This window comes from Streptomyces rubrogriseus (assembly GCF_027947575.1).
Taxonomy (GTDB): Bacteria; Actinomycetota; Actinomycetes; order Streptomycetales; family Streptomycetaceae; genus Streptomyces; species Streptomyces rubrogriseus.
In genome coordinates this window covers 4,670,060-4,693,390 of the sequence record NZ_CP116256.1, presented here as the reverse complement: position 1 = coordinate 4,693,390, position 23,331 = coordinate 4,670,060, and the positions used below count along the sequence as shown (strand labels likewise).

At 73.6% G+C, this 23,331-nt stretch carries 28 protein-coding genes; 15 read left to right on the top strand and 13 right to left on the bottom strand.

Annotated elements, in window-relative coordinates; translation table 11 throughout:
* Window positions 1-33 precede the first annotated feature (33 nt).
* The 3 genes from kcsA to Sru02f_RS21460 all read left to right on the top strand — a co-directional run bounded on the left by kcsA (window position 34) and on the right by Sru02f_RS21460 (window position 2,618).
* Window positions 34-516, top strand: coding sequence for a pH-gated potassium channel KcsA (kcsA, locus tag Sru02f_RS21470; RefSeq protein WP_109032408.1), 483 nt, complete (start codon window positions 34-36; stop codon window positions 514-516).
* 85 nt (window positions 517-601) lie between these two features.
* Window positions 602-1,207, top strand: a complete 606-nt coding sequence (locus tag Sru02f_RS21465) for a dihydrofolate reductase family protein (protein ID WP_174855099.1) — start codon at window positions 602-604, stop codon at window positions 1,205-1,207.
* A 235-nt stretch (window positions 1,208-1,442) separates the two neighbouring features.
* Window positions 1,443-2,618 (top strand): Cmx/CmrA family chloramphenicol efflux MFS transporter, encoded by a 1,176-nt coding sequence (locus Sru02f_RS21460; RefSeq protein ID WP_109032410.1) that lies wholly within the window; start codon window positions 1,443-1,445, stop codon window positions 2,616-2,618.
* Between the two features lie 35 nt (window positions 2,619-2,653).
* Here the strand turns inward: Sru02f_RS21460 and Sru02f_RS21455 are convergent, their stop codons facing one another.
* The 5 genes from Sru02f_RS21455 to Sru02f_RS21435 form a co-directional block, all read right to left on the bottom strand.
* Complete coding sequence (locus tag Sru02f_RS21455; protein ID WP_280524892.1) at window positions 2,654-2,845, bottom strand: DUF6000 family protein; 192 nt, start codon at window positions 2,843-2,845, stop codon at window positions 2,654-2,656.
* On the bottom strand, window positions 2,776-3,180 hold the full coding sequence (locus Sru02f_RS21450) for a type II toxin-antitoxin system PemK/MazF family toxin (RefSeq protein WP_109032411.1): 405 nt from the start codon (window positions 3,178-3,180) through the stop codon (window positions 2,776-2,778). The genes Sru02f_RS21455 and Sru02f_RS21450 overlap by 70 nt, the downstream gene beginning before the upstream one ends.
* 247 nt (window positions 3,181-3,427) lie before the next feature.
* Window positions 3,428-3,712 carry an MGMT family protein gene (locus Sru02f_RS21445; RefSeq protein ID WP_109032412.1) on the bottom strand — a complete coding sequence of 95 codons (285 nt, stop codon included), beginning with the start codon at window positions 3,710-3,712 and terminating at the stop codon, window positions 3,428-3,430.
* Window positions 3,709-4,248, bottom strand: coding sequence for a DUF488 domain-containing protein (locus Sru02f_RS21440; protein WP_109032413.1), 540 nt, complete (start codon window positions 4,246-4,248; stop codon window positions 3,709-3,711). The genes Sru02f_RS21445 and Sru02f_RS21440 overlap by 4 nt, the downstream gene beginning before the upstream one ends.
* A gap of 8 nt (window positions 4,249-4,256) precedes the next feature.
* A complete protein-coding gene (locus Sru02f_RS21435; protein ID WP_011031814.1) occupies window positions 4,257-4,466 on the bottom strand; it encodes a hypervirulence associated TUDOR domain-containing protein in 210 nt (69 codons plus the stop codon).
* A 189-nt stretch (window positions 4,467-4,655) separates the two neighbouring features.
* Between Sru02f_RS21435 and Sru02f_RS21430 the strand changes: the two genes are divergently transcribed.
* Window positions 4,656-5,603, top strand: coding sequence for an NADP-dependent oxidoreductase (locus tag Sru02f_RS21430; RefSeq protein WP_109032414.1), 948 nt, complete (start codon window positions 4,656-4,658; stop codon window positions 5,601-5,603).
* 5 nt (window positions 5,604-5,608) lie between these two features.
* Window positions 5,609-6,205, top strand: a complete 597-nt coding sequence (locus Sru02f_RS21425) for an HD domain-containing protein (protein WP_109032415.1) — start codon at window positions 5,609-5,611, stop codon at window positions 6,203-6,205.
* Between the two features lie 44 nt (window positions 6,206-6,249).
* On the opposite strand, the gene Sru02f_RS21420 is transcribed toward Sru02f_RS21425, so the two are convergent.
* The 4 genes from Sru02f_RS21420 to folE are packed head-to-tail and all read right to left on the bottom strand — an operon-like array spanning window position 6,250 to window position 9,802.
* Entirely contained in the window at window positions 6,250-6,993 is a 744-nt protein-coding gene (locus tag Sru02f_RS21420; protein ID WP_109032416.1) for a pyrimidine reductase family protein, read from the bottom strand.
* Window positions 6,993-7,868, bottom strand: a complete 876-nt coding sequence (folP, locus tag Sru02f_RS21415; protein WP_109032417.1) for a dihydropteroate synthase — start codon at window positions 7,866-7,868, stop codon at window positions 6,993-6,995. The genes Sru02f_RS21420 and folP overlap by 1 nt, the downstream gene beginning before the upstream one ends.
* A 38-nt stretch (window positions 7,869-7,906) precedes the next feature.
* On the bottom strand, window positions 7,907-9,154 hold the full coding sequence (locus tag Sru02f_RS21410) for an NAD(P)/FAD-dependent oxidoreductase (protein ID WP_109032418.1): 1,248 nt from the start codon (window positions 9,152-9,154) through the stop codon (window positions 7,907-7,909).
* Window positions 9,155-9,187: 33 nt separating this feature from the next.
* On the bottom strand, window positions 9,188-9,802 hold the full coding sequence (folE, locus tag Sru02f_RS21405) for a GTP cyclohydrolase I FolE (protein ID WP_109032419.1): 615 nt from the start codon (window positions 9,800-9,802) through the stop codon (window positions 9,188-9,190).
* A 120-nt stretch (window positions 9,803-9,922) separates the two neighbouring features.
* Between folE and Sru02f_RS21400 the strand changes: the two genes are divergently transcribed.
* The gene (locus tag Sru02f_RS21400) at window positions 9,923-10,630 is read left to right on the top strand and encodes a helix-turn-helix transcriptional regulator (protein ID WP_109032420.1); all 708 of its coding nucleotides are present in this window, start codon (window positions 9,923-9,925) and stop codon (window positions 10,628-10,630) included.
* A 132-nt stretch (window positions 10,631-10,762) separates the two neighbouring features.
* On the opposite strand, the gene Sru02f_RS21395 is transcribed toward Sru02f_RS21400, so the two are convergent.
* Genes Sru02f_RS21395 through Sru02f_RS21385 form a run of 3 tightly spaced genes read right to left on the bottom strand, consistent with a single transcriptional unit; the run spans window position 10,763 to window position 13,491 of the window.
* Window positions 10,763-11,794: an NAD(P)/FAD-dependent oxidoreductase gene (locus Sru02f_RS21395; protein WP_109032421.1), complete on the bottom strand. Its 1,032-nt coding sequence runs from the start codon at window positions 11,792-11,794 to the stop codon at window positions 10,763-10,765.
* Window positions 11,791-12,306, bottom strand: coding sequence for an isoprenylcysteine carboxyl methyltransferase family protein (locus tag Sru02f_RS21390; RefSeq protein ID WP_109032422.1), 516 nt, complete (start codon window positions 12,304-12,306; stop codon window positions 11,791-11,793). The genes Sru02f_RS21395 and Sru02f_RS21390 overlap by 4 nt, the downstream gene beginning before the upstream one ends.
* 9 nt (window positions 12,307-12,315) lie before the next feature.
* Window positions 12,316-13,491 (bottom strand): type III polyketide synthase, encoded by a 1,176-nt coding sequence (locus tag Sru02f_RS21385; RefSeq protein ID WP_109032423.1) that lies wholly within the window; start codon window positions 13,489-13,491, stop codon window positions 12,316-12,318.
* A 36-nt stretch (window positions 13,492-13,527) separates the two neighbouring features.
* Here Sru02f_RS21385 and Sru02f_RS21380 point away from each other — a divergent pair, with 36 nt between their 5' ends.
* From Sru02f_RS21380 to Sru02f_RS21340, 9 genes are all read left to right on the top strand, one after another.
* Entirely contained in the window at window positions 13,528-14,388 is an 861-nt protein-coding gene (locus tag Sru02f_RS21380) for a UbiA family prenyltransferase (RefSeq protein ID WP_109032424.1), read from the top strand.
* 187 nt (window positions 14,389-14,575) lie between these two features.
* A complete protein-coding gene (locus tag Sru02f_RS21375) occupies window positions 14,576-15,130 on the top strand; it encodes a COG4315 family predicted lipoprotein (protein ID WP_109032425.1) in 555 nt (184 codons plus the stop codon).
* Window positions 15,131-15,168: 38 nt separating this feature from the next.
* Window positions 15,169-15,570, top strand: coding sequence for a cupredoxin domain-containing protein (locus Sru02f_RS21370; RefSeq protein ID WP_109032426.1), 402 nt, complete (start codon window positions 15,169-15,171; stop codon window positions 15,568-15,570).
* A 40-nt stretch (window positions 15,571-15,610) separates the two neighbouring features.
* A complete protein-coding gene (locus Sru02f_RS21365) occupies window positions 15,611-16,063 on the top strand; it encodes a hypothetical protein (RefSeq protein ID WP_109032427.1) in 453 nt (150 codons plus the stop codon).
* A gap of 93 nt (window positions 16,064-16,156) precedes the next feature.
* A complete protein-coding gene (locus Sru02f_RS21360; protein WP_003971465.1) occupies window positions 16,157-16,378 on the top strand; it encodes a ferredoxin in 222 nt (73 codons plus the stop codon).
* Between the two features lie 109 nt (window positions 16,379-16,487).
* The gene (locus tag Sru02f_RS21355) at window positions 16,488-18,074 is read left to right on the top strand and encodes an ABC transporter substrate-binding protein (protein WP_109032428.1); all 1,587 of its coding nucleotides are present in this window, start codon (window positions 16,488-16,490) and stop codon (window positions 18,072-18,074) included.
* Window positions 18,071-19,021 (top strand): ABC transporter permease, encoded by a 951-nt coding sequence (locus tag Sru02f_RS21350; RefSeq protein ID WP_109032429.1) that lies wholly within the window; start codon window positions 18,071-18,073, stop codon window positions 19,019-19,021. Before Sru02f_RS21355 ends, Sru02f_RS21350 begins: the two co-directional genes overlap by 4 nt.
* Window positions 19,018-19,872, top strand: a complete 855-nt coding sequence (locus Sru02f_RS21345; RefSeq protein WP_109032430.1) for an ABC transporter permease — start codon at window positions 19,018-19,020, stop codon at window positions 19,870-19,872. The genes Sru02f_RS21350 and Sru02f_RS21345 overlap by 4 nt, the downstream gene beginning before the upstream one ends.
* Entirely contained in the window at window positions 19,869-21,518 is a 1,650-nt protein-coding gene (locus Sru02f_RS21340; RefSeq protein ID WP_109032431.1) for an ABC transporter ATP-binding protein, read from the top strand. The genes Sru02f_RS21345 and Sru02f_RS21340 overlap by 4 nt, the downstream gene beginning before the upstream one ends.
* Window positions 21,519-21,580: 62 nt before the next feature.
* On the opposite strand, the gene Sru02f_RS21335 is transcribed toward Sru02f_RS21340, so the two are convergent.
* Window positions 21,581-23,242: a (2,3-dihydroxybenzoyl)adenylate synthase gene (locus Sru02f_RS21335; protein WP_109032432.1), complete on the bottom strand. Its 1,662-nt coding sequence runs from the start codon at window positions 23,240-23,242 to the stop codon at window positions 21,581-21,583.
* Window positions 23,243-23,331: the final 89 nt, after the last annotated feature.

Here is a 23,331-nt window from a genome sequence, read left to right as displayed (position 1 = left end):
TTGTCGCCTCGTCGTCCCGGCCGGTGGCGGAGCATGCCACCCATGCTGTCCGGTCTCGTGGCCAGGTTGGTCAAACTGCTGCTCGGGCGCCACGGCGGTGCGCTGCACTGGAGGGCCGCGGGTGCCGCGACGGTCGTCCTGGTGATCGTGCTCCTCGCGGGCTCGTACTTGGCCGTCCTGGCCGAGCGCGGCGCACCGGGGGCGCAGCTGATCACGTATCCGCGGGCGCTGTGGTGGTCCGTGGAGACCGCGACGACCGTCGGCTACGGCGACCTGTACCCCGTGACCCTGTGGGGCCGGCTCGTGGCCGTGGTGGTGATGGTCGCCGGGATCACCTCCTTCGGTCTGGTGACCGCCGCGCTGGCCACCTGGTTCGTCGGCAGGGAACAAGAGCGCCGGGGCCACTTCGTGCGCCACACCGAGAAGGCCGCCGAGGAGGCGTACACCGAGGCGACCCGGGCGCTGCACCAGCGTTTCGACCGGTTGGAGCGGATGCTCGACGACAACCGCCGGTGATTGCGCCGGTGACTCCCCGCGCGGACGCCGCACCGATGAGTCCGCGGTGGTTGTGCGGTCTACCCGTCGACGAAGGGAGCGCATCATGCGCGAGATCATCGTTTGCACGTTTCTGACGCTGGACGGCGTCATGCAGGCGCCGGGCGGCCCGGACGAGGACGCCGAGAGCGGCTTCGAGCACGGCGGCTGGCAGAAGCCGGTGGACGACGACGAGGTCGGCGCGGCCATCGCCGGTTGGTACGAGGACTCCGACGCCATGCTGCTCGGCCGCAAGACCTACGACATCTTCGCGTCGTACTGGCCGACCGCCGACCCCGACAACCCGTTCACCGCTCGGATGAACAGCATGCACAAGTACGTGGCTTCCCGGACCCTGACGTCCCTCGACTGGCAGAACTCGACGCTGCTGGAGGGCGACACCGTCGACGCCGTACGCAGGCTGAAGGCGTCGGACGGCGGGAACCTCAACGTCGTCGGCAGCGGCGACCTCGCCCAGACCCTCATGCGGCACGGCCTCGTCGACGAGTACCGGCTGACCGTCCACCCGGTGATCATCGGGACCGGCAAGCGGCTGTTCGCCGACGGAGCGATTCCCACCGCGCTGGAGCCGGTCAGCGTCTCGACGACGAAGGGCGGCACCGTCGTCGGCGTCTACCGGCCGAGCGGTGCGCCCCGCTACGACAGCTACTAGGACGCCGGAGGAACCGAGGTGCCCCGGCGGGCCGGGGTCCGGTACTGTGCGGCCCATGTCGAGTCCCGAGTCAGACAGGGTGGGGGCTTTCGGTCACCCGTCAGCCCCCTGAATCACTGATTTCGCAGCCCTGCGTCGTCGTACCGCTCTCGCGGGCCGGACGAGCGCGCGCAGGGGGCCGGCCGTGGTGACGAGATGACCCTTCTCGTGCTTCTCCTCGCCTCGGAGCCACTCGATGCCTCTTCCGCTGTACCTGCTCGCCGTGGCCGTCTGCGCCATGGGCACCTCGGAGTTCATGCTCGCCGGCCTCGTGCCGGACATCGCCTCGGACCTCGGCATCACCGTCGGGACCGCGGGCACACTCACCTCGGCCTTCGCGACCGGCATGGTCGTCGGCGCTCCCCTCGTGGCGGCGCTGGCCCGCACCTGGCCCAGGCGTTCCAGCCTCCTCGGATTCATCCTCGCCTTCGCGGCGGCACATGTCGTGGGGGCCGGCACCACGAGCTTCCCCGTCCTGGTGGCCTGCCGGGTCGTGGCCGCGCTCGCGAACGCGGGATTCCTCGCGGTCGCACTGACGACCGCCGCCGCGCTGGTCCCTGCCGACAGGAAGGGGCGCGCGCTGGCCGTGCTGCTGTCCGGCACGACGGTGGCCACGGTCGCCGGCGTCCCCGGCGGGGCACTCCTGGGCACATGGCTCGGCTGGCGGGCCACGTTCTGGGCCGTCGCCGTCTGCTGCCTGCCCGCGGCGCTCGGCGTGCTGAAGGGAATCCCCGCGGGACGTGCGACGGCGGCGGCCGGTGGGCCGCCGCTGCGAGCCGAGCTCGCCCGGCTCAAGACCCCCCGGTTGCTGCTGGCCATGCTGCTGGGCGCGCTGGTGAACGCGGCAACCTTCGCGAGCTTCACCTTCCTGGCCCCGGTCGTGACCGACACCGCGGGGCTGGGCGAACTGTGGATCTCTGTCGCCCTGGTGCTCTTCGGCGCCGGTTCCTTCGTCGGCGTCACCGTCGCCGGACGGCTGTCCGACCGGCGCCCCGCCCAGGTCCTCGCCGTCGGCGGCCCGATGCTGCTCGTCGGCTGGCCGGCGCTGGCGGTGCTGGCCGACCGGCCGGTCGCCCTGCTGCTCCTCGTGTTCGTCCAGGGCGCCCTGTCGTTCGCGCTGGGCAGCACCCTGATCACGCGGGTCCTCTACGAGGCGGCGGGAGCCCCCACCATGGCCGGTGCGTACGCCACCGCCGCCCTCAACGTGGGCGCCGCGGTCGGACCACTCGTCGCCGCGACCACCCTCGGCCACACGACCGGCAACCTCGGACCGCTGTGGGCGAGCGGCCTCCTGGTCGCCGTCGCACTGCTCGTCGCGTTCCCCCTCCGCACGGTGATCACGACTGCCCCACCCGCCGACGCGATCCGGTGAAACCACCACCCGGCTGGTCCGTCCACCGTCGAGGCTCAGGTCGAGAACCGGAGAGTGCCCATGACGATGCTCCGGTCGTGAGCGAGGTCAGGTCGGCAGAGGTAGCGATCAAGGTAAGGGGCGAGCAGATCGGCGTCGGCGTCCGTCCCTTGCCCGCTTACTCCGGTCCACCGAGGCGGAGGGCGTCCTTCATCCCGTTGAGCTTCGCGGCAGCCGTCTCGGTCCACTCCTGCGGCCGGCCGGCAACACGCAGGGCTTCCTCGATCTCGCTGAGCTTCGCGGCGGACAGCACGCCTGCCCGCTCGATCAGGTCGTCGCGGGACACGGTGGTCAGCCACGTGCACGGGGTCAAGCCTGGACGCGGGAACGCGAACCGCAGCACGCCTTCGAAGGGCAGCCCCTCCGCGGCGCCCACGGCCACTTCCACACCCAGACCGCTGATGTCGACGCCCGCCGGAGCGACGACCTGCACCGCCCGGAGCCCGGACGCCTCGTCGCCCGGCAGCAGCACGACCGGCCTTCGCTCATCGAACTCGACCCACCAGACTTCGCCGGGCTGCATATGTCCTCCTGACACGATCTGCGGTGAGGGCGCTGTGGATCAGGCGGTGGCGGCAGGTCCCAGCGTAGACGGTGCGCGCCGGCAGGCGACTGCGCGGCCGGCTCAAGGGCGAGGTGGACGAGCAGTGGGGGTGGCGGGGGTGCCGGGGCGGCGTGCACAACTGGCGCTGTTCACGGAGAACTTGTCGAAGGATTCCTTTTCCGAGGAGGGTCGGCCTTGATACCGAGCTGATCAGAGGGCTCGGACCTCACCGTGTCCAGTGGTGGCGGGCACGGGCCATGTCCACGCGCGCCCCGAGCATCGGCGTTCCCTCGTCCCGCAGAAGGACCGGCGCCCGCCCGCCGTGGCAGGAGGGTGGCGTGCCGTCGGCGTACACGACACGCCACCACGGCACGTCCTCGTCGAGCAGACTCATGGCCCGACCCACCTGCCGTGCGCCGACACCGATCCGTTGACCGACGTCACCGTAGGAGGCCACGGCACCCGCGGGGATCGAGCACACCGCGTCCCGGACCTCGTCGACGAAGGTCACGGCGCCTCCGAGTCGGGCGGTGGTGGGTAGGTCAGGCGGCCGTCGCGGACCCGTGCGTGCTCGTTCAGGACCGCCGGCCTGGTGGCCGTCCGCGACATGATGTGCACGACCTCCACCCCGGCGACCAGCAGCGCGTCAGTGATCAGCCGGCGGTGGCACCGCCACGGCACCGCCTCGCTGCACATGATGGCGGGCCGCTCGTGCCGGGCCAGCCGGATCAGCTCGTCGAGGCCCTCGGCGAATTCGTCCCCCGCCATGTAGTCGGCGTAATCGCGGAACGCCTTTACTCGCCACGCACCGTTCTCACTGGGGACCCCCTTGGGGGTGTGCCGCCGACCGCCGAGCCGAGCGATCCACCGGTACTCGATGTCGGACGGCAGATTCTCCACGACGGCGGACTGGTTCCACTGGGGATGTTTCCTCGACGACGGGTACGAGCGCACATCGACCAGACAGGTGATGTCGTGGCTGCGCAGCATGTCCAGCACCTCGTCGAAGGCACGCGTCGAATGCCCGATCGTGTGGACCCGGCTCACCTCGGCCCCTACGCCTTCTTCAGCGCTCCACCCTTGTGCATGGCGACATGGTCGGTCTTGTCGCTCCTGATCTCGTACTGCGGGTCGTCCGCCGAGCAGTGACGGGTACGGCCCTTGAACTCCACGTCGCGGGTGTGCTTCTTGACGACGACGCCCTCGACGTACCCGGCCTCGGAGTTCCAGCGCACGTGGTCTCCCACGGAAAAATCGTCCGCCATGCGGTCCAGACTCTCATGTGTGCAGGGCGGCGGCCATCCCGTGAATGGCTCACTCCGCCGGGGGCGAAGTGGCCCACCCGGGCGGAGTGGCAGGAGCATACGGTCGAGGGCACGGCGCATCGCGTGCCCCCGCGACCGCGAGGGGGCACCGTGTGCGTGATGACCGCCGCTCGACCCCGAGGATCCGCTATGCAAGCCATCTCCGTCCATGACCGTGACGCGGGCGCCGAAGGGCTGGCCCTGACGGACATGCCCTACCCGCACGCCGCCGAGAACGACGTCGTCGTGCGTGTGCACGCCGCCGGTTTCACCCGCGGGGAACTCACCTGGCCGGGTACCTGGACCGACCGTGCCGGACGCGACCGCACACCGACTGTGCCCGGGCACGAGCTGTCGGGCGTGGTCGAGGAACTGGGGTACGGCACCACCGGCCTCACCGTCGGCCAGCGGGTGTTCGGCCTGGCCGACTGGACGCGCAACGGTTCGCTGGCCGAGTACACCGCGGTGGAGGCCCGCAACCTGACTCCGCTTCCCGCCGACGTCGACCACACCGTGGCCGCCGCGCTGCCCGTCTCGGGGCTCACCGCGTGGCAGGGTCTGTTCGACCACGGACGGCTCGCGACGGGGCAGACGGTCGTGATCCACGGCGCTGCCGGCAGCGTCGGTTCGATCGCCGTCCAACTCGCCCGCGAGGCGGGTGCCCGGGTGATCGCCACCGGTCGTGCCGCCGACCGGGACACCGCTCTCGGCCTGGGCGCCGAGGTCTTCCTGGACCTCCAGTCGGACCGGCTGGAGGACGCGGGGGAGGCCGACGTCGTGTTCGACGTCATCGGCGGCGAGATCCTGGACCGCTCGGCCGCCCTGGTGCGTCCCGGCGGAACCCTCGTCACCATCGCCGCGCCCCCCGTCGTCAGGCCGGAGAACGGGCGTGCGGTCTTCTTCGTCGTCGAATCCGACCGGGTCAGGCTCGCCGACCTCGCACAGCGGGTGAGGGACGGGCGGCTCAGGGTGTCCGTGGCAGAGGTGCGCCCGCTCGCCGAGGCACCCGCCGCCTTCGCCTCCGGCCGGGGCAGACACGGCAGGACGATCATCCGCGTCGTGACCGGGGGACCTGACGAGGCGGCGGGCCTCCGGTGACCCGTATGTCGCTCGACGCCCTGCCCGTGCCCGACAGCCCGGCGTCGGCCGCCGCCCTGGACGTCGCGACCGCCTACCTTCCGCCCGCGCTGCTCAACCACTCGCTGCGCGCCTACGTGTGGGCGGCCGCCCGCGGCACGGCGGAAGGCCTCTCGTTCGACCCGGAACTCCTCTACGTCGCCGCGCTCCACCACGACATCGGGCTGGTCCCGGCGTTCGACAGCCACACCGTCGCGTTCGAGGAGGCGAGCGGCCACGTCGCCCGCGTCTTCGCGGCGGGCGCCGGATGGCCGGCGGAACGCCGCGAGCGCCTGGCGGACGTGATCGTCCGTCACATGGCGCCGCAGGTGGATGCCGCCACGGACCCCGAGGGACACCTGCTGGCCCGCGCCACCGCGACCGAGATCACCGGCAGGGGCGCGGACGACCACCCGCCGCACTTCCGCGACGAGGTGCTGGCACGCTACCCCAGGCTGGACCTCACCGAGCGGTTCCTGGCGTGCTTCCAGGCCCAGGCCGCGCGCAAACCCGGCAGTTCCGCGGGCGGTGCGGTGCGGTCCGGGCTCGCCGACAGGATGGCCGCCAACCCGCTCGACCTCTGAGTCCGGCTCATGGTCTGCGAACCGGGCCCGTGGGCCGTGCCGGTTCAGCGCGAGGGCGTGAGGTAGCGCAGCAGCAGGGTGTCGTCCTCGGCGAGTGCGGTGGCCAGGCGCAGGCCGGTGGGCGGGGTGGGTGGCCCGGTGGCGATCCGGCCGGCCGGGCCCGCGGCCAGCAACGGGGAGACGGTCAGACGGAGTTCGTCGACCAGTCCGGCGGCGGTCAGTGCTCCGAACAGGTGGGGTCCACCTTCGCAGTCGATGCGTCGCAGCCCCCGCCCGGTGAGTGCGGCGACCGCCGCGGCCAGGTCGACGGTGTCCTCGCCCGCGACGACGACGTCCGCCCCGGCCTCCTGCCAGGCCCGACGCGTGGGCTCGGGTACCGAAGCGCAGGTGAGGACGGTGGTCGGGACGCGCGCCCGGGTGATGACGGGGGCGTCGGGGGGCAGTGATCGGCCGGTGCTCACGACGGCCGTCGGCGGAACGTCGGCCAGGCCGTGGCGGCGTCGGCGGTCGAGCGTCCGCCGGTCGGGGTGGACGCCGCGGAAGCCCTCGACCATGGCCGTGGTGGCACCGATCAGCAGGACGTCGGCGAGGTCGCTGCCGAGCCGCAGCACCTTGCGGTCGGGCGGGGTCGACAGGGGCCTGGCCAGGCCGCCGACTTCCACGGCCCCGTCGGCGCTGGCGACGAAGTTGACGGCGAGCCAGCGCTCACGGTCCGGGTAGGTGTAAAGGCGTTCCAGTTCGTCGTCGTCGATGGGCCGGGCGTGTTCGGCGGGCCAGATCAGGTGCATCAGGCGATCCAGGTACTCGTACGGGCGGGAGGACGGCTGCCGTTGATGCCCGCGGCCATCTCGACGACGTGCCGGGTGGGCCGGACCTGGTGGGCCCGGAAGACGGCGGCGCCGTCCCTGGCGGCGATCGCGGTCGCCGCGAGGGTGCCGGCCAGCCGGTCCTCCAGTTCCACGTCCAGCATCTCGCCCACGAACGACTTGTTGGACAGCGCCATCAGGACCGGCCACCCGGTCCGGGTGAACTCGCGGAGGCTGCGGAGCAGGAGGAGGTGGTCGGCGGTGTTCTTGCCGTAGCCGGTGGAGTCGATGAGGATGCCGCCGCGGGGCACGCCGGCGGCTTCGGCCCGCTCCGCCAGCTCGACGACGGAGGTGCGGACGGCGGCCACCACGTCGGGGTAGTCGGGCCGGAAGGGTTCGGCGCGGGGAGTGCGGCCGCCGGTGTGCGTGCACACGTAGCCGGCCCCGTGGTCGGCGGCCACCTCGATGAGCTTCGGGTCGGCGGCGGCCCAGGCGTCGTTGAGGATGTCCGCTCCGGCCCGGCAGGCCGCGTCGCCGACTTCGTGGCGCCAGGTGTCGATACTGATCAGCAGGTCGGGGTAGCGGTCGCGGGCCCATTCCACCAGCGGAACGACGCGGGCGACTTCTTCGGCGGCCGTGACCTCCGCTCCCGGACTGGCCGTGACGCCGCCGAGGTCGATCATGTCGGCGCCCTCGGCGACGGCCCGGGCGATGGCGGACCGGGCCGCCTCGGCGGCGAAGGTGGCACCCCGGTCGTAGAAGGAGTCCGGTGTGCGATTGACGATCGCCATCACCAGGGGCCGGTCGAGGACTACGCGGCGGCCGCGGAACTCCAGGTCGACTGCTGTGGTGGGCATGGTGTGTGCGGCTCCTGTCGTCGGCCGGTCGAGGGCGCTCATGGCCGGGGCGGTGCGTCGCCGGTGGCGAGCGCGTCGAGGTCCGCCTCGGTGAGCTGCTGGGCGGAGACCCGTGCGCGGCTGCCGACCAGGGCGGTGAGTGCGTCGCCGTGGTCCCAGGAGTTGACATTGAGGGCGGCGGCGATCCGCCCGTCGCGCAGCCAGAAGGCGAGGAACTCGCGGGTGACCGGGTCGCCGCGCAGGACCAGTTCGTCGCGGGCGGGGTCGGCGAGGCCGCGGTACTCGCAGCCGAGGTCGTACTGGTCGGAGAAGAAGTACGGGTCGGCGCCGTAGGCGTCGTGGCCGCCGAGGAGGTTGCCCGCGACGTGGGTGCCCTGCTCCTTGGCGTTGGACCAGTGCTCGACGCGTACGCGCCCCTCGTGGCGCGGGTGGTCGTGGGCGGCGATGTCGCCGGCCGCGTAGACGTCGGGGGCGGAGGTGCGCAGTGCGGCGTCGGTGGCGACCGCGCCCGCCGCGAGGTCCAGACCGGCGGCTTCGGCGAGTTCGGTGCGGGGCCGGGCGCCGACTCCGACGACCACCACGTCGGCGGGCAGCTCGCTGCCGTCGTCCAGGAGGACCGTCCGGCCGTCGGGGCGGACCTCGGTGCCGGTCGCCCCGACGCCCAGGCGCAGGGCGACGCCGTGGTCGGCGTGCAGGTCGCGGAAGACCGCTCCGACCTGGTCGCCGAGGACGTGCCGCAGCGGCAGCGGCACGGGGTCGACCATGGTCACCCGCGCGCCGTGGGCGCGGGCCGCCGAAGCGACCTCGCAGCCGATCCATCCGGCGCCGACGATCACCACGCGGGCTCCGTCGGTCAGCTTCTCGCGCAGGGCCAGAGCGTCGTCGAGGGTGCGCAGCGTGTGCACCCCGGGACCCTCGAAGCCGGGCGGGACACGGGGGCGGGACCCGGTCGCCAGCAGCAGCCGGTCGTAACCGTGGGCCGTGCCGTCGGCGTCGACGATCTCGTGGTCGGCCGGTTCGAGCGCGATGACGGCGGTGTCACGGCGCAGGGTGATGCCGTGGTCGTCCCAGTAGCCGGCCCCGCGGACCCAGTCAGGTTCGTCCCGCCGGCCCAGCAGGACGTCCTTGGACAGCGGCGGAAGTTCGTACGGGTCGTGGGACTGCTCTCCGAACACGGTGATGTCACCGTCGAACCCCTGCTCGCGCAGGGAGGCGGCGGCCGACGCGCCGGCCAGCCCGGCGCCCACGATCAGGATCCGCCGGGGCGGGTGCTGCGATGTGCTCATGACTGCCTCCCAATGGCCTGGTGCGTTGCTGCACTACCGCTGGACGCCGGTGAGGGCGAGGAACTCCTGGCGGGACGCAGCGTCGTCGCGCAGCGTTCCGAGCAGGGTGGAGGTGACGGTTCTCGATCCGGTGGCCCGCACTCCGCGCAGCGTCATGCAGGTGTGCTCGGCTTCGACGACGACCCCGACGCCCCGGGGCCGCAACTGCTCGGCGAGGTGGTCGGCGACCTGCTTGGTCAGCCGTTCCTGCACCTGGGGCCGGCAGGCGTAGTGCTCCACCACCCGGGCCAGCTTCGACAGCCCGAGGATCCGCGCGCCGGGCAGGTAGCCGACGTGTGCCACCCCCACGAAGGGCAGCATGTGGTGCTGGCAGACCGACCGCAGGGGGATGTCGCGGGCCAGGACGAGCTCGTCGTAGCCCTCGTCGTTGGGGAACGTGGTCATCCGGAAGGGGCGCGCGTTGAGCAGTTCGGCGTAGCCGCGGGCCATCCGGCCGGGCGTGTCCCGGTTTCCCTCGCTGTCCACCACGACCCCGAGCGCCTGCAGGAACTCCCGGGCGGCCCGCTCGGCGGCCTCCAGGTCGGGCCCGGTGACCTCGTCGGGCCCGGTGACGTCCTCGATCACCTGCAGTGCGGCTGTGGCAGTCATATCCACGGACCCTCCTGTGACATGTGCACGGCCCTCTGTCTATCGCCAACTTCTGTTGTTTTTACAGGCTGGCCACCGCGCCGGAGATTTGTCAAATCTCATTGGTGTTACATTGGGAATGTGGGTACGAACGAGGACCGTGACAGGGACGCCATCGGCGGACTGAGCAGCCTGGACGATCCGGTGCGGCGTCGGCTGTACGACTACGTGCGGACCTGCGACGAGGCCGTCAGCCGGGAGGACGCCGCGAAGGCGGCCGGGATCAGCCGCACGCTCGCGGCCTATCACCTGGACAAGCTCTCCGAGGCGGGCCTGCTGACCGTCGGCTACGCGCGGGCCGCCGGGCGCGGCGGCCCGGGAGCCGGCCGCCCGGCCAAGCGCTACACGCGGACGGACCAGGAGCTGTCGGTCAGCGTGCCGCCCCGCGACTACGGTCTGCTCGCCGGGGTGCTGGCCGAGGCCGTCGCCGCGGACGACTCCGGGGCGGTGCGGGAGGCCGTGGCCGCCGCCGCGCACGCGGCGGGCAGGTCGGCCGGTGGCGAGGACCTGACGGCGGCGCTGCGCGGCTGCGGCTACGAGCCCGCGACGACGGCCGGGGGCAGCATCGACCTGCGCAACTGCCCCTTCCACCGGCTCGCTCGCGAGCACACGGAACTGGTGTGCTGGCTGAACCTGCACCTGGTACGGGGCGTGCTCGAGGCCGGCGGACACCAGCCTGGCCGTGCGGTGCTCGCCCCCCGCCCCGGCCGCTGCTGCGTGGTCGTCGACCCACCGGAGCAGGAGCCCGAAGCCACGGCCGCCCGACGACCGCACCGGGGCGGCCCGTAGCCCTCGCGACGGGTGTTGAGGCACGCGTCGAAGTGATGATCTGTCTGCTCGATGAAGCGCTGAGGCCTCCGCCCGGCGCGGAGCCCGGACGCCGAACCGTCGGAGCCCGGGCCGCGCGGGGCCGGAAGGGGCTCAGGCCAGCGCGTTCACCGCTGCCGAGAACACGCGGGGCAGACGAGCGGCGGTGGGCATGATGCGGGGGGCGAGCGCGGGCTGCAGACGGGCTCGCAGCAGGAGTTCGGTCAGCAGCCGGTGCCTGCGGGTCGCCCTGCGCCAGTCGGCCTCGTAGCGGCCGGGTGTGCCCCGGCGCAGGTTGGCGACCAGGGCTTCGGCGCCGACGAGGGCGAGGGCGACGCCCTCACCGGTCAGGGCGTCGACGTATCCGGCGGCGTCGCCGACGAACAGGATCCTGCCGTGGGCCCGGGTGCGGGCCCGCTGCCGCAGGGGCCCGGCGCCCCGCACCGAGGTGACCGCCCGGTCCGGCGGCAGGCGGGCCGCCAGACCCGGAAAGCCCTCCAGGTGGGCGGTGAAGGAGGCGCGCCGGGTGGTCAGCACGGCGATCCCGACGAGCCGGGGGCCGATCGGGGTGACGTACGCCTCCGCGTCGCTGCCCCAGTGCACTTCGACGTACGGCGACCAGGGCGCCACCGCGTAGTGCCGGCGCAGCCCGTAGCGGGGTGCGCCACGGGTTGGCGCCTCCAGGCCGAGGGAGCGCCGCACACGTGAGTGCAAGCCGTCCGCCGCGACCAGCCACCGGGAGCGCAGCCCCGTGCCGGGCACGCTCACGCCCGCACCGTCCTGCCGCACCTCTGCCACGCGCAGCGGCAGCACCGGAACCCCGGCCGCCAGCACGGCACGGTGCAGCACGCCGTGCAGGTCGGTGCGGCGGACGCCCATGCCGGGGCCGTGACGGAACGGGGCCTGGACCCCGCGGGCGCCCTGGACGTAGCGGATGCCGCTGACGGGGACGCCGGGGACCGCCAGGCCGAGCGCGGCGAGCGAGCGGACCGCGCCGGGCATCAGCCCCTCGCCGCACGCCTTGTCGACCGGCGCCGGGCGGGGCTCGACGACGACCGTGTCGAGACCGGCGCGCGCCGCGTGCAGGGCGGTGGCGAGCCCGGCGGGCCCGCCACCGACGATCACCAGGTCGTGGCGGGCGCTCACGCGGGCGCCATCCGGGCGAGGGCCGTGTTCTCACAGCGCAGGCGGACGGTGAGCAGCATCGCGTTGGCCGCGGTGAAGACGGCCGCGGTCAGCCACGCCGAGTGGACCAGGGGCAGGGCGGCCACCTCCACCACGACCGCGAGGTAGTTGGGGTGCCGCAGGAAGCGGTAGGGTCCGGCGCCGACCGGACGCGCTCCCGGAACGACGATCACCCGGGTGTTCCAGTAGGGCCCGAGCGTCGCGATGCACCACCAGCGCAGGGCCTGCGCCAGGAGCGCGAGGGCCAGCATGGGCCACCCCAGGGCGGGCAGGAACGGGCGGTCGGCGAGCAGGGGTTCGAGCAGACAGCACGCGAGCAGGCCGGTGTGCAGGGCGACCATCACGGGGTAGTGGCCACGGCCGTGCTCCACTCCGGCGCGGGCGAGCGTCCACGCCGCGTTGCGGCGGGCGACGACGAGTTCGGCCACGCGCTCGGCGGCGACGGCGAGGACGAGAAGCGCGTACCACGGCATGAGAGCACCTCACCAGCGCAGCAGGACGAGTTCGGAGCAGAATCCGGGGCCCATCGCCAGGAGCAGGCCCCAGGTGCCGGGCTCCGGTGCACGGCGTGCCCGGATGCCCTCCAGGATGTGCAGCACGGACACGGACGACATGTTCCCCACCGCCGCCAGGGAGCGCCGTGAGCAGTCCAGGGCGTCCTCGGACAGGCCGAGGGTCTCGCTCACCGCCGACAGGATCCGCGGGCCCCCGGGGTGGCAGATCCAGGTTCCGATGTCGTCGACGGCCAGCTCGTGCTCGGCCAGGAACGCGCGCAGATGCCGTCCGAAGTGGCCCCGGACGATGTCCGGGACACCGGCGTCGATCACGACGCGGAAGCCGGCGGCGCCGATCTCCCACCCGAGGAGCCGCTCGGTACCCGGGTACAGGTGACTGCGCGTGGCGACCACGCGGGGACCGGCCGCGGGTGCGACCGCGCCACTGCTGTCGCCGTCGGTGTTGCCGCCGCGGGCGACGAGTGCGGCGGCGCCGTCGCCGAAGAGCGCCCCGGCGACGAGGTTGGCACGCGAGGAGTCACCGCGCTGGAGCGTGAGCGAGCACAGCTCCACGGTGAGCAGTACGGCGGTGTCGTCGGGGTGCCCGCGGAGGTGGTCGTGCACCCGGGCGAGACCGGCGGCGCCCGCGACGCAGCCGAGCCCGAACAGCGGAAGCCGCTTGACGTCGGGCCGCAGCCCCATGCGCCCCGCCAGCCGGGCGTCGAGTGACGGCGCGGCCACGCCCGTGATCGAGGCGAACACCAGCAGGTCGACGTCGGCCGGTGCCAGCCCCGCCTCGCGCAGCGCGCCCGAGAGGGCCTCCTCACCCAGTTCGAGACCCGTCTCGAGCCAGGCGTCGTTGCTGCGCCCGAAGTCACCCAGCCGGGCGTACCGCTCGATCGGCAGCGCGAGGTGACGCGTACCCACCCCCGCGGACGCGTGCACACGGTGCAGCAGGGCGCGGTCCGCCCCGGGGAACAGGCACAGGTCGCCGATGGGCCCGGTGAGCTCGTGCTGGGCGTACCGGTGCGGGGGCAGCGCGCACCGCACGGCGGCGATGCGGGGGCCCGCCGCGGACGGTGGCGACGCGCGCCGCGCGGGGGAAGCGGGAGCGGACGGCGAGGGAGCATGCTCGACTAGCACGGGGACACGCATGTCGTTCATGCCTTCCTCGGTCGCCGGTCCCACTACCGTGCGTACGTGTCACTCCACCCGTCCGGGGTTCTCCCGCGCTCGTCCGGCAGAGTCGTGGCGCTGCTGCGTGCCTGCCATCCGGAGCCGACGGTCGCCGTCACCGTCTTCGTGGCGGTCCTGGCGGTCGGAGCCGGCCGCGGACCGGCCGGGTCGGTGGCCGTGGCGCTCGCCGTACTGGCCGGCCAGCTCTCGATCGGCTGGTGCAACGACGCCGTCGACGCGCGGCGCGACTCGGCCTGCCGACGCGGTGACAAGCCGGTGGGCACCGGGGAGCTTCCGCGGGCGGCTGCCGCCGCCGCGGCGGGCACGGCCCTGGCCCTGTGCGTACCCCTGTCCCTGGTCTGCGGGCTCGCCGCGGGAACGGTCCACCTGGTGGGGGTTGCCGCCGGCTGGGCGTACAACCTGTGGCTGAAGCGGACGGTGCTCTCGCCGCTGCCGTACGCGGTGGGCTTCGCCGCCCTGCCGGCCTTCGTCACCCTCGGTCCGCCCCTGTCGGCCTGGCCCGCATGGTGGGCCACGACCGCCGGGGCCCTGCTGGGCGTGGGCGCCCACCTGGCGAACGTGCTGCCGGACATCGAGGACGACCTGGCCATGGGGGTGCGCGGGCTGCCGCAACGGCTGCGCCGGCCGGCCTGCCGCCGGCTGGCGCCGGTCGTGATGACGGCCGCCGTGGGAGTGCTCGTCGTGGGACCGCCCGGCGCGACCGGAGTCATGGACCGGGTGCTGACGGGGGCGGCCGTGGCCGCCGCCGTGGTGGGCACGGCCGTGCGGTCGGGAGCCCGCAGCCGGTGGCCGTTCCGCACGGCCATCGTGGTGGCCGCCATCGGGGTGGCGGAACTGCTGCTGCACGCTCCCGACATGAGCTGAGCGCGGGCTCCGAACCCGGACCCGACCGCTCCGGAACGTGCCGGCGGCACCGTGCACGGTCGGCCGCACTCCGAACAGACGCGGTGCGTTGGTCGGTTCGCGAGTCCTGGGGTGCACTGAGTCCGGTGGCCCCGAAGCGGGGCCGCGTGCTGCCCCGCGAGGCGGCCCGACGGTCGAGGAGACCCTCATGAAACGCATCAGGACAGCCACCGCGATGGCCGCGGCCCTGCTGGTCGCCGGCGCGGCGGCAGGGTGTTCGGACGATGGTGGCTCAGGCAGCGCCGGTGGTACGGAGACCCGCAACGCCGCGGACGCGCCGGACACCGACGTCGTCCCGGCGGCGACCTCGTCGAGCGCCCCCGCGGTCGACGTCAAGGACGGCACCTACGGCAAGTCACTCGTCGACGAGAAGGGCCGGACCCTCTACCTCTTCGAGAAGGACTCGAAGGACAAGTCGAAGTGCGACGGCGACTGCGCCAAGGCGTGGCCCCCGTTCACGGTCAAGGCGACCCCGACCGCGGGCAAGGGGGTGAAGAAGGACCTGCTCAAGACCATCAAGCGGGACGACGGCTCCGAGCAGGTGACGTACAACGGGCACCCGCTGTACCGGTTCGCCGACGACCAGAAGCCCGGTGACACCAACGGGCAGGACGTCGACGCCTTCGGCGCCAAGTGGTTCGTCGTCGACCCCGACGGCGACAAGATCACCACCAAGCCCAAGACCGGCGACGGCGGCTACTGACCTCAGGCCGGACCGGCCCACCAGCGCTCGGAGACTCCATGCCGTTCCCGTTCCCCACCGGTGCCGCCCGGCTCGCCGCGGCCGCCGTCTGCGCGCTCGCCCTGACCACCCTCGTCGGATGTTCCGACGGGGGAGGCGGTGGCGGCGACGGCGCGACCGAGTCGGCCACCCGCTCGTCCGCGAGCGGCGGGACTCAGGTCACCATCAAGGACTTCAAGTTCGAGCCCGCCTCCCTGACCGTCTCTCCCGGGGCGAAGGTCACCGTCGTCAACAAGGACTCGACGACGCACACCCTGACGGCGTCCAAGGGCGGTTCCTTCGACACCGGAGACATCGCCCCGGGCAAGAGTGCCACCTTCACGGCGCCGTCCACGGCGGGCGACTTCCCCTACGCGTGCTCGATCCACCCGTTCATGAAGGGCACGCTCACCGTCGAGTGACCCCGGCCGGTGGCCCCCGGCCCCGAAACGGAGACCTGCCATGTCGTCACAGTCCACCGCTCCGCCCCCGCGCCGAGGCGGCGCCGGCCGGGTCGTACGGGGTGCCGTGCGAGTGCTCGCCGCGGCCGGTCTCGCCGTGGACGCGTATCTGCACGCGCACCTCGCCGACCGGTACGACGCCATCGCGTCGAGCGTCGTCGGCCAGGGCACCCTCTTCCGCCTCGAGGCGGCCCTCGCGGCCCTGGCCGCCCTGCTCGTCCTCGTCTGGCGCCGCCTCCCCGGGGACCTCTTCGCCGCGTTGGTGGCGGTCGGCGGACTCGCGCTGCTGCTCGTGTACCGCTACGTGGACGTCGGCGAACTGGGGCCGGTCCCGGACATGTACGAGCCGGTCTGGTACGGCCAGAAGGAAGTCACCGCGGTCGCCCAGGCGGTCGCCGCGCTCGCCACGCTGTCCCTGCTGCTCCTCCGGCCCCGAGGAGGCCGCGGCCACTGAGCCCGCGGCAATGGTTGAATATGAATGTCGTTTTCCCTTAACGTCTGACCATCGCGTGTCGGCCGCGCCCGCGGCCGCAGGGGAGGGGCCCTCATGACTTTGGCAGGCCAGGCGTTCGGATCCGGGAGAGTCGGCGCCGAGCGGGATCGGTGTGTCGGGGCGGGGCAGTGCGTCCTCGCCGCGCCGGGGGTCTTCGACCAGGACGAGGAGGACGGGCTCGTGCGCGTCCTCGCCGAGAGGCCCTCCGCGGCCGAGTCGGACGCCGTGCGCGCGGCCGTGCGGGCCTGCCCGTCCGGAGCGCTCACTCTTCGGTAGCCCGCGCGGGCCGCCCGTCTTCCGGCCCCGCCTCGCCCACCGCCTCACTTCACGCGCCGCAGGTGTCCCGCGGTGCCCGGTTCAGCTCAGCAGAACGTCAAGGAGAAGCATGTCCAGACAGATCGATCGCCGTGCCTTCCTCCGTCGCGGCGCGGCGGGCGCCGCGGCCCTCGCGGTGGGACCCGGCCTGCTGGCGGCGTGCTCCACCGACGAGCCCGGCTCCGCCGGAAACCCCGGACCGGGGTCCTCGCCCCGGTCCGGCGGCACGCTCCGCGCCGCCTTCGTCGGCGGCGGCGCCTCCGAGACCCTCGACTTCTTCAACGGCCCCTCCGCCCTGGACCTCGTACGGGCCCGGGCCTGGCACGGCACGCTGGGCAACCTCGATCCCAGCGGCCCCGACGGGGTGCGCTACGGCGTGCTCGAAGGGATCGACATCGCCGACGACCTGTCGGCCTACACGCTGCGCGTGCGGCCCGGCGTCCGCTTCACCGACGGCTCCCGGCTGACCTCCGCCGACATCCTGCACTCGCTCAGCGCGCTCGCGGCCCGGAGCAAACTGCCCGTGTACCGGCTCGCCGCCGCCAACTTCGACCTCGCGCGCGCCAAGGCCGACGGCGACCTGAAGGTCGTACTGCCGACCCTGCGGCCCATAGCCGACGGCCGCCTGATCCTCTGCCAGGGAAACTTCCTCGTCGTCAAGGACGGCACCAAGGACTTCCGCGAGTCCATGCCCAGCTGCGGCCCCTTCCGGCTGACCGGATTCACGGCCGGCCAGGGCTCGGCGTTCGAGCGCTACGACGACCACTACGGTCACGTGCCCCACCTCGACGGCCTGGAGCTGCGGTCCATCGCGGACTCGACGGCCAGGGCGGGGGCGCTCACCGGCGGCGCGGTCGACTTCGCCCACGACCTCTCGCCCGTCACCGCGCGCACCCTCGCGGACGACGCGAAGGTCGAACTGGCGCCCACGAAGAGCCCTTACCTGGTCGGTCTCTCCTTCCAGCTGAACATGAGCGCCGAGCCCTTCGACGATCCGCGCGTCAGGGAGGCGTTCAAACTCGCGGTCGACCGCGAGGCCATGGTGAACACCGTGTTCTACGGCAACGCCGAGATCGGCAACGACCTGCCCTCGCTCGGCTTCCCCGACTACGCCGACGGCATCCCCCAGCGCGCCCACGACCCCGAGCGGGCCCGCGCCCTCCTCAAGGCGGCCGGTGCCGACGGGGTGAAGGTCCAGTTGACCACCGGCCCCGAGACGCCGGGCATGGTGGAGATGGCCACCCTCTTCGTCGAGGACCTGAAGAAGATCGGCGTGCGGGCGTCCGTCCGTGAGCTGCCCCCGGGCCAGCTCTACGCCGACTTCCCCGCGTACTCGGCACTGCCGGTGGCCGGCTCGTACCAGATGCCCGTTCCCGCGCTGTCGACCTACCAGATGAACACGGCGGGCGGATCACCGTCCGCGTTCGGCTGGAAGAAGCCCGAGACCGATGCCCTGGTGGCCGAGGCGCGCGCCGAGCGCGACCCGGAGCGCGCGAGGGAACTGGGCACCCGGGCCCAGCGCACGCGTTGGGACGAGGGCAACCAGGTGGTGCCGGTCTTCAAGCCGAACCTGAACGCCCGGGCCAAGGGGGTCGACGGGATATCCGACGACCTCTTCGAACAGTTCCCCGGCTTCTCCCGGGCGTCGCTGGCGTGAACCTGCTCGCCTTCGCGGCCCGTCGCCTCGCGGGGGCCGTCGTCCTGCTCGTCCTGCTGTCGGCCGCGGTCTTCGCGGCCACGGCGGTCCTCCCCGGGGACGCCGTCAGCGCGGTCGCCGGCGTGGACGCCTCCGCGGCGCAACGCGCCGAGGTCCGGGCCGGACTCGGGCTGGACCGGCCCGCCGTCCAGCGGTACGCCGACTGGGCGGCGGGCGCGGTCCGGGGGGATCTGGGCCGGGGCTTCGTGGGGGAGCGGCCGGTCGCCGACGTGCTCGCCACCCGCCTGCCCAACAGCCTGCTCCTCGCCGCACTGACACTCGCGGTCACCGCGCCGCTCGCCACGCTGCTCGGCCTGTGGACGGGGCTGCGCGGCGGCGTCGCCGACCGGGTCGTCTCGACGTCCGCCCAGATCCTGGCCGCCGTACCGGAGTTCGTCGTCGCCGCGCTGCTCGTCGCGGTACTGGCGGTGTGGCTGGAGGTGCTGCCGAGGGTCTCCGTCATCCCCCTGGGAGGCACCCCGCTCGACGTCCCGGACGCGCTGGTGCTGCCCGTACTGACGCTCAGCGCGGTCGGCCTGGCGGTGGCCACCCGGCTGCTGCGGGCCTCCGTCGCGGACACCGCGGCCACGCCGTACTGCGAAGCCGCACGGCTCAACGGCGTGCGCGGCGTGCGACTCGCGGTACGCCACATCCTGCCCAACGCGGCAGGACCGGCCGTGCAGGCGCTCACCCTCACCACGGGGGCCCTGGTCGGCTCCGCGGTGGTGGTGGAGAACGTCTTCGACTACCCGGGCATCGGCCGGGAGCTGCAACTGGCCGTCGCGGCACGGGACGTACCGATGGTGCAGGGCATCGCCACCGCCCTGGTCGCGGTGATGCTCGCGGTGCTGGTCCTGGGCGACGTCTGCGCGCGTCTGCTGGGGGCGCGGGAGGGGCACGGCCGATGACGACGGTACTGACACCACCGCGGAGGCGGGCACGCACGGCCCGCACCGCAGGACGCCGGCGACCGCCGCTGCTTACCGGGACCCTCACGCTGCTCGTACTCCTCCTCGCCCTCCTGGGTCCGCTGATCGCGCCGCACAGCCCCACCGCGCAGCTCGCCGCACCCTTCCAGCAGCCGGACGGCCGGTTCCTCCTCGGCACCGACGTGCTGGGCAGGGACGTGGCGAGCCGGGTGCTCGGCGGCGGCCGGACCATCGTCCTCACCGCGCTGGCGGGAACGGCGGCGGCCGGCGCCGTCGGGATGACCGCCGGCGTCCTGGCCGCCATGGTCTCCCGTCGGCTGGGCGACCTGACGGTCCGCTGCGTGGACGCCCTCGCCGTGCTCCCCGCCCTCCTGGTCGTCCTCGTGCTGGCCGCCGGTTTCCCCGGCAGCGACACCGCCCTCGTGACAGCCGTCGCCCTGGCCACCGCCCCCTTCTCCACCCGGGTGCTGCGAGCCGCGGCGGACACGGTGCTGCACAGCGGGTACGTCGAGGCGGCCCTGGCCCGGGGCGACACCCGCAGGGCCGTGCTGCGCCACGACGTGCTGCCCAACATCGCCGGACCGGCCCTCATGGACACCGCGCTGCGCCTGGTCGCCTCCCTGCACCTCACCGCCACCGCGGGCTTCCTCGGCCTGGGACGGGGAGGAGCGGCGCCCGACTGGGGACGCATGGTGAGCGAGAACGTCCCCGGGGCGACACTGGCCGCCGCGCCCTTCCTCGCGCCCGCCCTGCTGCTCGTACTGCTCTCCGTCTGCGTCGGTCTGCTCGCCGGACGACTGGCGGACACGGTGGGGAAGGGAGCCGCATGACCGGGAACGCGACCGCGCGTCCGCCGGGGGCGGACCCGCCGGCCGAGATCAGCGGGCTGTCCCTCGGACCGGTGCAGGGCGGACCGCCCGTCCTGCACGACGCCCGCCTCACGGTGGCGCGCGGACAGGTGCTGGGGGTGGTCGGCAGGTCCGGATCGGGCAAGAGCAGCCTGGCGTACAGCCTGCTCGGGCATGTCCGACCCGGCCTGGAGGTGCGTTCCGGAACCGTCCGCGTGGCCGGCCTCGACCCGTTCGACCGCGCGGACGCCCGCCGGCTGCGGGGCCGCGTGGTGTCGTTCCTGGGGCAGGACCCCGCTTCCGCGCTCAACCCCGCCCTCCGGATCGGCACGCAGATCGGCGAAGCGGTCCGACTGCGCTCGCCCGCCAGGCGTGCGCACGAGGTCCGTGCGCGGGTCGAGGAACTGCTGCTGTCCGTGCGGCTGCCGGCCGACCGGGCCTTCCGGCGGCGGCTGCCCAGTCAGGTGTCGGGAGGGCAGGCGCAACGGGTCGCCCTCGCCGTCGCCCTGGCCGGTAGGCCCGCCCTGCTGGTCCTCGACGAGCCCACCAGCGGTCTGGACACGGTGCTGGCGGACCGGATGCGTGGCCTGCTGGCCGAGGTCCTGTCCGGCGGGGACCGCGCCGCGTTGCTGGTCAGCCACGACCCGGCGTGGATCGCGTCCGTGGCGCACGAAGTCGTCCGCCTGGAGGGAGGCCGGATCGCCGGTGCCGGGAAGCCCGGCGCGCCGGTGCCCGCCCCGCGGTCGTCCACAGGCTTCCCGACCGCCGGCGGCCCCGGCCCGGGCGGCGCGCCGAGTACCGGCCCCCGTGAAGCGCCGAGTACCGGCCCCCGTGAAGCGCCGTGCACCGGCTCACGTGGCGCGCCGCGTACCGGCTCCGGCGGCGAGCTGTCCGTGCGCGGGCTGGACGCGGCCCACGGGCGTGTGTCCGTGCTGCACGGCATCTCCCTCACCGTCCCGGCAGGTTCCTGCACCGCCGTCGTGGGTCCCTCGGGCTCCGGCAAGACCACCCTCGCCCGGTGCCTCGCGGGGCTGCACCGGCCCGCGCGGGGGAGCGTCGAGTGGCGGGAGGACGGTCCGGAGGGAGGCCACGGCGCCCCGGTGCAACTCGTCGCCCAGGACGCGCGCGGCGCCCTCAATCCACGGGAGTCCGTTCGCGCCGCGCTCATGCGGCCCCTCCGGCGGCGCCATTGCGCCGCCGACGCCGCCCGCGAAGCCGTACGGCTGCTCGGCCTGGTCTCGCTGGACGCCGACGTGCTGGCCCGCCGGCCGGGGGAGCTGTCGGGAGGCCAGCGTCAACGCGTCGCGCTGGCCCGGACGTTGGCCGCGCAGCCGCGTGTCCTGGTCTGTGACGAGATCACCTCCGCGCTGGACCGGGAGACGGCGAGCGGGATCCTGGCCCTGCTGGGCTCGCTGCGCCGGACGCTGGGAGTGACGGTAGTGATGGTGACGCACGACCTGACGGCCGCCGCCCACCACGCGGAGCGGGTCGTCGTCCTGGACGCGGGCCGGGTGGCCGAGGCCGGGCCCGTGGACCGGGTGCTCACCGCCCCCGAGTACCCCGTCACCAGGGCACTGCTCACCCATGCGGACGGCGTCGTCCTCGCCGAACCGGATCAGCGGCGGTGAGAGGCGTCTTACGGCAGGCGGGAGGAGCGCCCCGGTCACCGGGCGCTCCTCCACGCCGGGTCTCACGGCCGGGGCAACTGCCGTGCCAGTGCCGCCTTGTCGACCTTGCCGACCGCGGTGAGCGGAAGCCGGGGAACCCGCACCACCTCGTCCGGAGCCTTGTACCCGGCCAGCCCGCGCTCCTTCAGATGGGCGGCGACCGCCCGGACGCCGGGAGCCGCGCCCGCACAGACGACGAAGGCGACCGACCGCTCACCCCACCGCTCGTCCGGCACTCCGACCAGCGCCGCCGCCGTGATCGCGGGATGCGTCAGCAGTTGCTCCTCCACCTCCACCGCGGCGACCTTCTCGCCACCGCGGTTGATCTGGTCCTTGAGCCGCCCCACGACCACGAGGTGACCGGACGGCAGACGCCGCACCACGTCTCCGGAGCGGTAGTAGCCGTCCGGCGTGAACGCGGTGCGGTTGTGCTCCTCGGCGCGGTAGTAGCCACGCAACGTGTACGGACCGCGGGTGAGCAGCTCACCCTCCGTACCGTCCGGCACGGGCCTGCCGTCGGCGTCCACCACGAGCACCTCGTCGTCCGGCGAGACCGGCCGGCCCTGGGTGGCGCAGACCAGGTCCTCGGGGTCGTCGAGGCGGGTGAGGTTGATCAGGCCCTCCGCCATGCCGAAGACCTGTTGCACGGTCACCCCGAGCGCCGGTCCGAGCCTGCGGGCGTGGTCCTCGGGCAGCCGCGCCCCGCCGACCTGCACCACCGAGAGGCTGCCGAGGTCCCAGGAGCCGGACGCGGCCTCGTCCGTCCAGTGGGGGACGAGCGGGGGCGTCAGCGAGGTCAGGGTCACGCCCTCCCGCTCGACGAGGGCGAACGCCGTCTGCGGGCTGGGGTCGGGCGCGACGACGACGGTTCCCCCGGCCATGAGGGTGCCCAGCACACCGGGGCAGGCGAAGGCGAAGTTGAACCCGAGGGGCAACACCGCGAGGTACACGGTGCGCGCGTCGAGTGCGCAGACCTCCGCGCAGGCACGCGCGTTGTAGGCGTAGTCGTCGTGGGTGCGCGGGATGAGCTTGGGAAGTCCCGTGGTGCCGCCGGACAGCAGCAGGAGGGCGACATCGGCGGCGTCCGCAGCGCCCTCGCCGGATGCGACACCGGATGCGGGGCCGGACCCGGGGCCCGACGCGGACGGTGTGTCCGTCCGCAGCGCCTCGAAGGGGACGAAGCCTTCGCCGGTCCCGGGATCTCCGACCACCACGACGTGCCGCAGCGAGCCGCCCGGCCCTTGCTCCGCCCGTACCTCGCGCATCAGTTCGCGGTGGTCGAAGCGGGCGTGCCGGTCCGGCACCACGCAGGCCACGGCGCCCGCCACGCGCACCAGGTGGCCGATCTCCAGGCGCCGGTGGCCCGGCATGGCGTGCACCGGAACGGCACCGACGCGCTGCAGCCCGAACCACACGAGCACGAACTCCGCGCAGTTGGGGAGCTGGACCACCACGCGGTCACCCCGCCCGATCCCGAGTCCCCTCAGCCCGCGGGCGACGCGGTCGGCCTCGGCGTCCAGCTCCGCGTAGGTCCACCGCCGGTCACCGTCGACCAGGGCGACATGCGCTCCGTGGACCGCCGCACTCTCCCGCAGCCGGGCGGCGAACGTCACCCCCTGCCAGTGCCCGGCGGCACGGTAGTGCGCCGATTCGGCTTCGGACCAGGTCCGTTGAGTCTCGCTCACGGGCTGTGCCTCTCTTTTTTTGCCGGGCCTCCGGCTCTGGCGCCGAGTCCCGTCGTGTGATTACGATGTGAACTATAGAAATGATAATC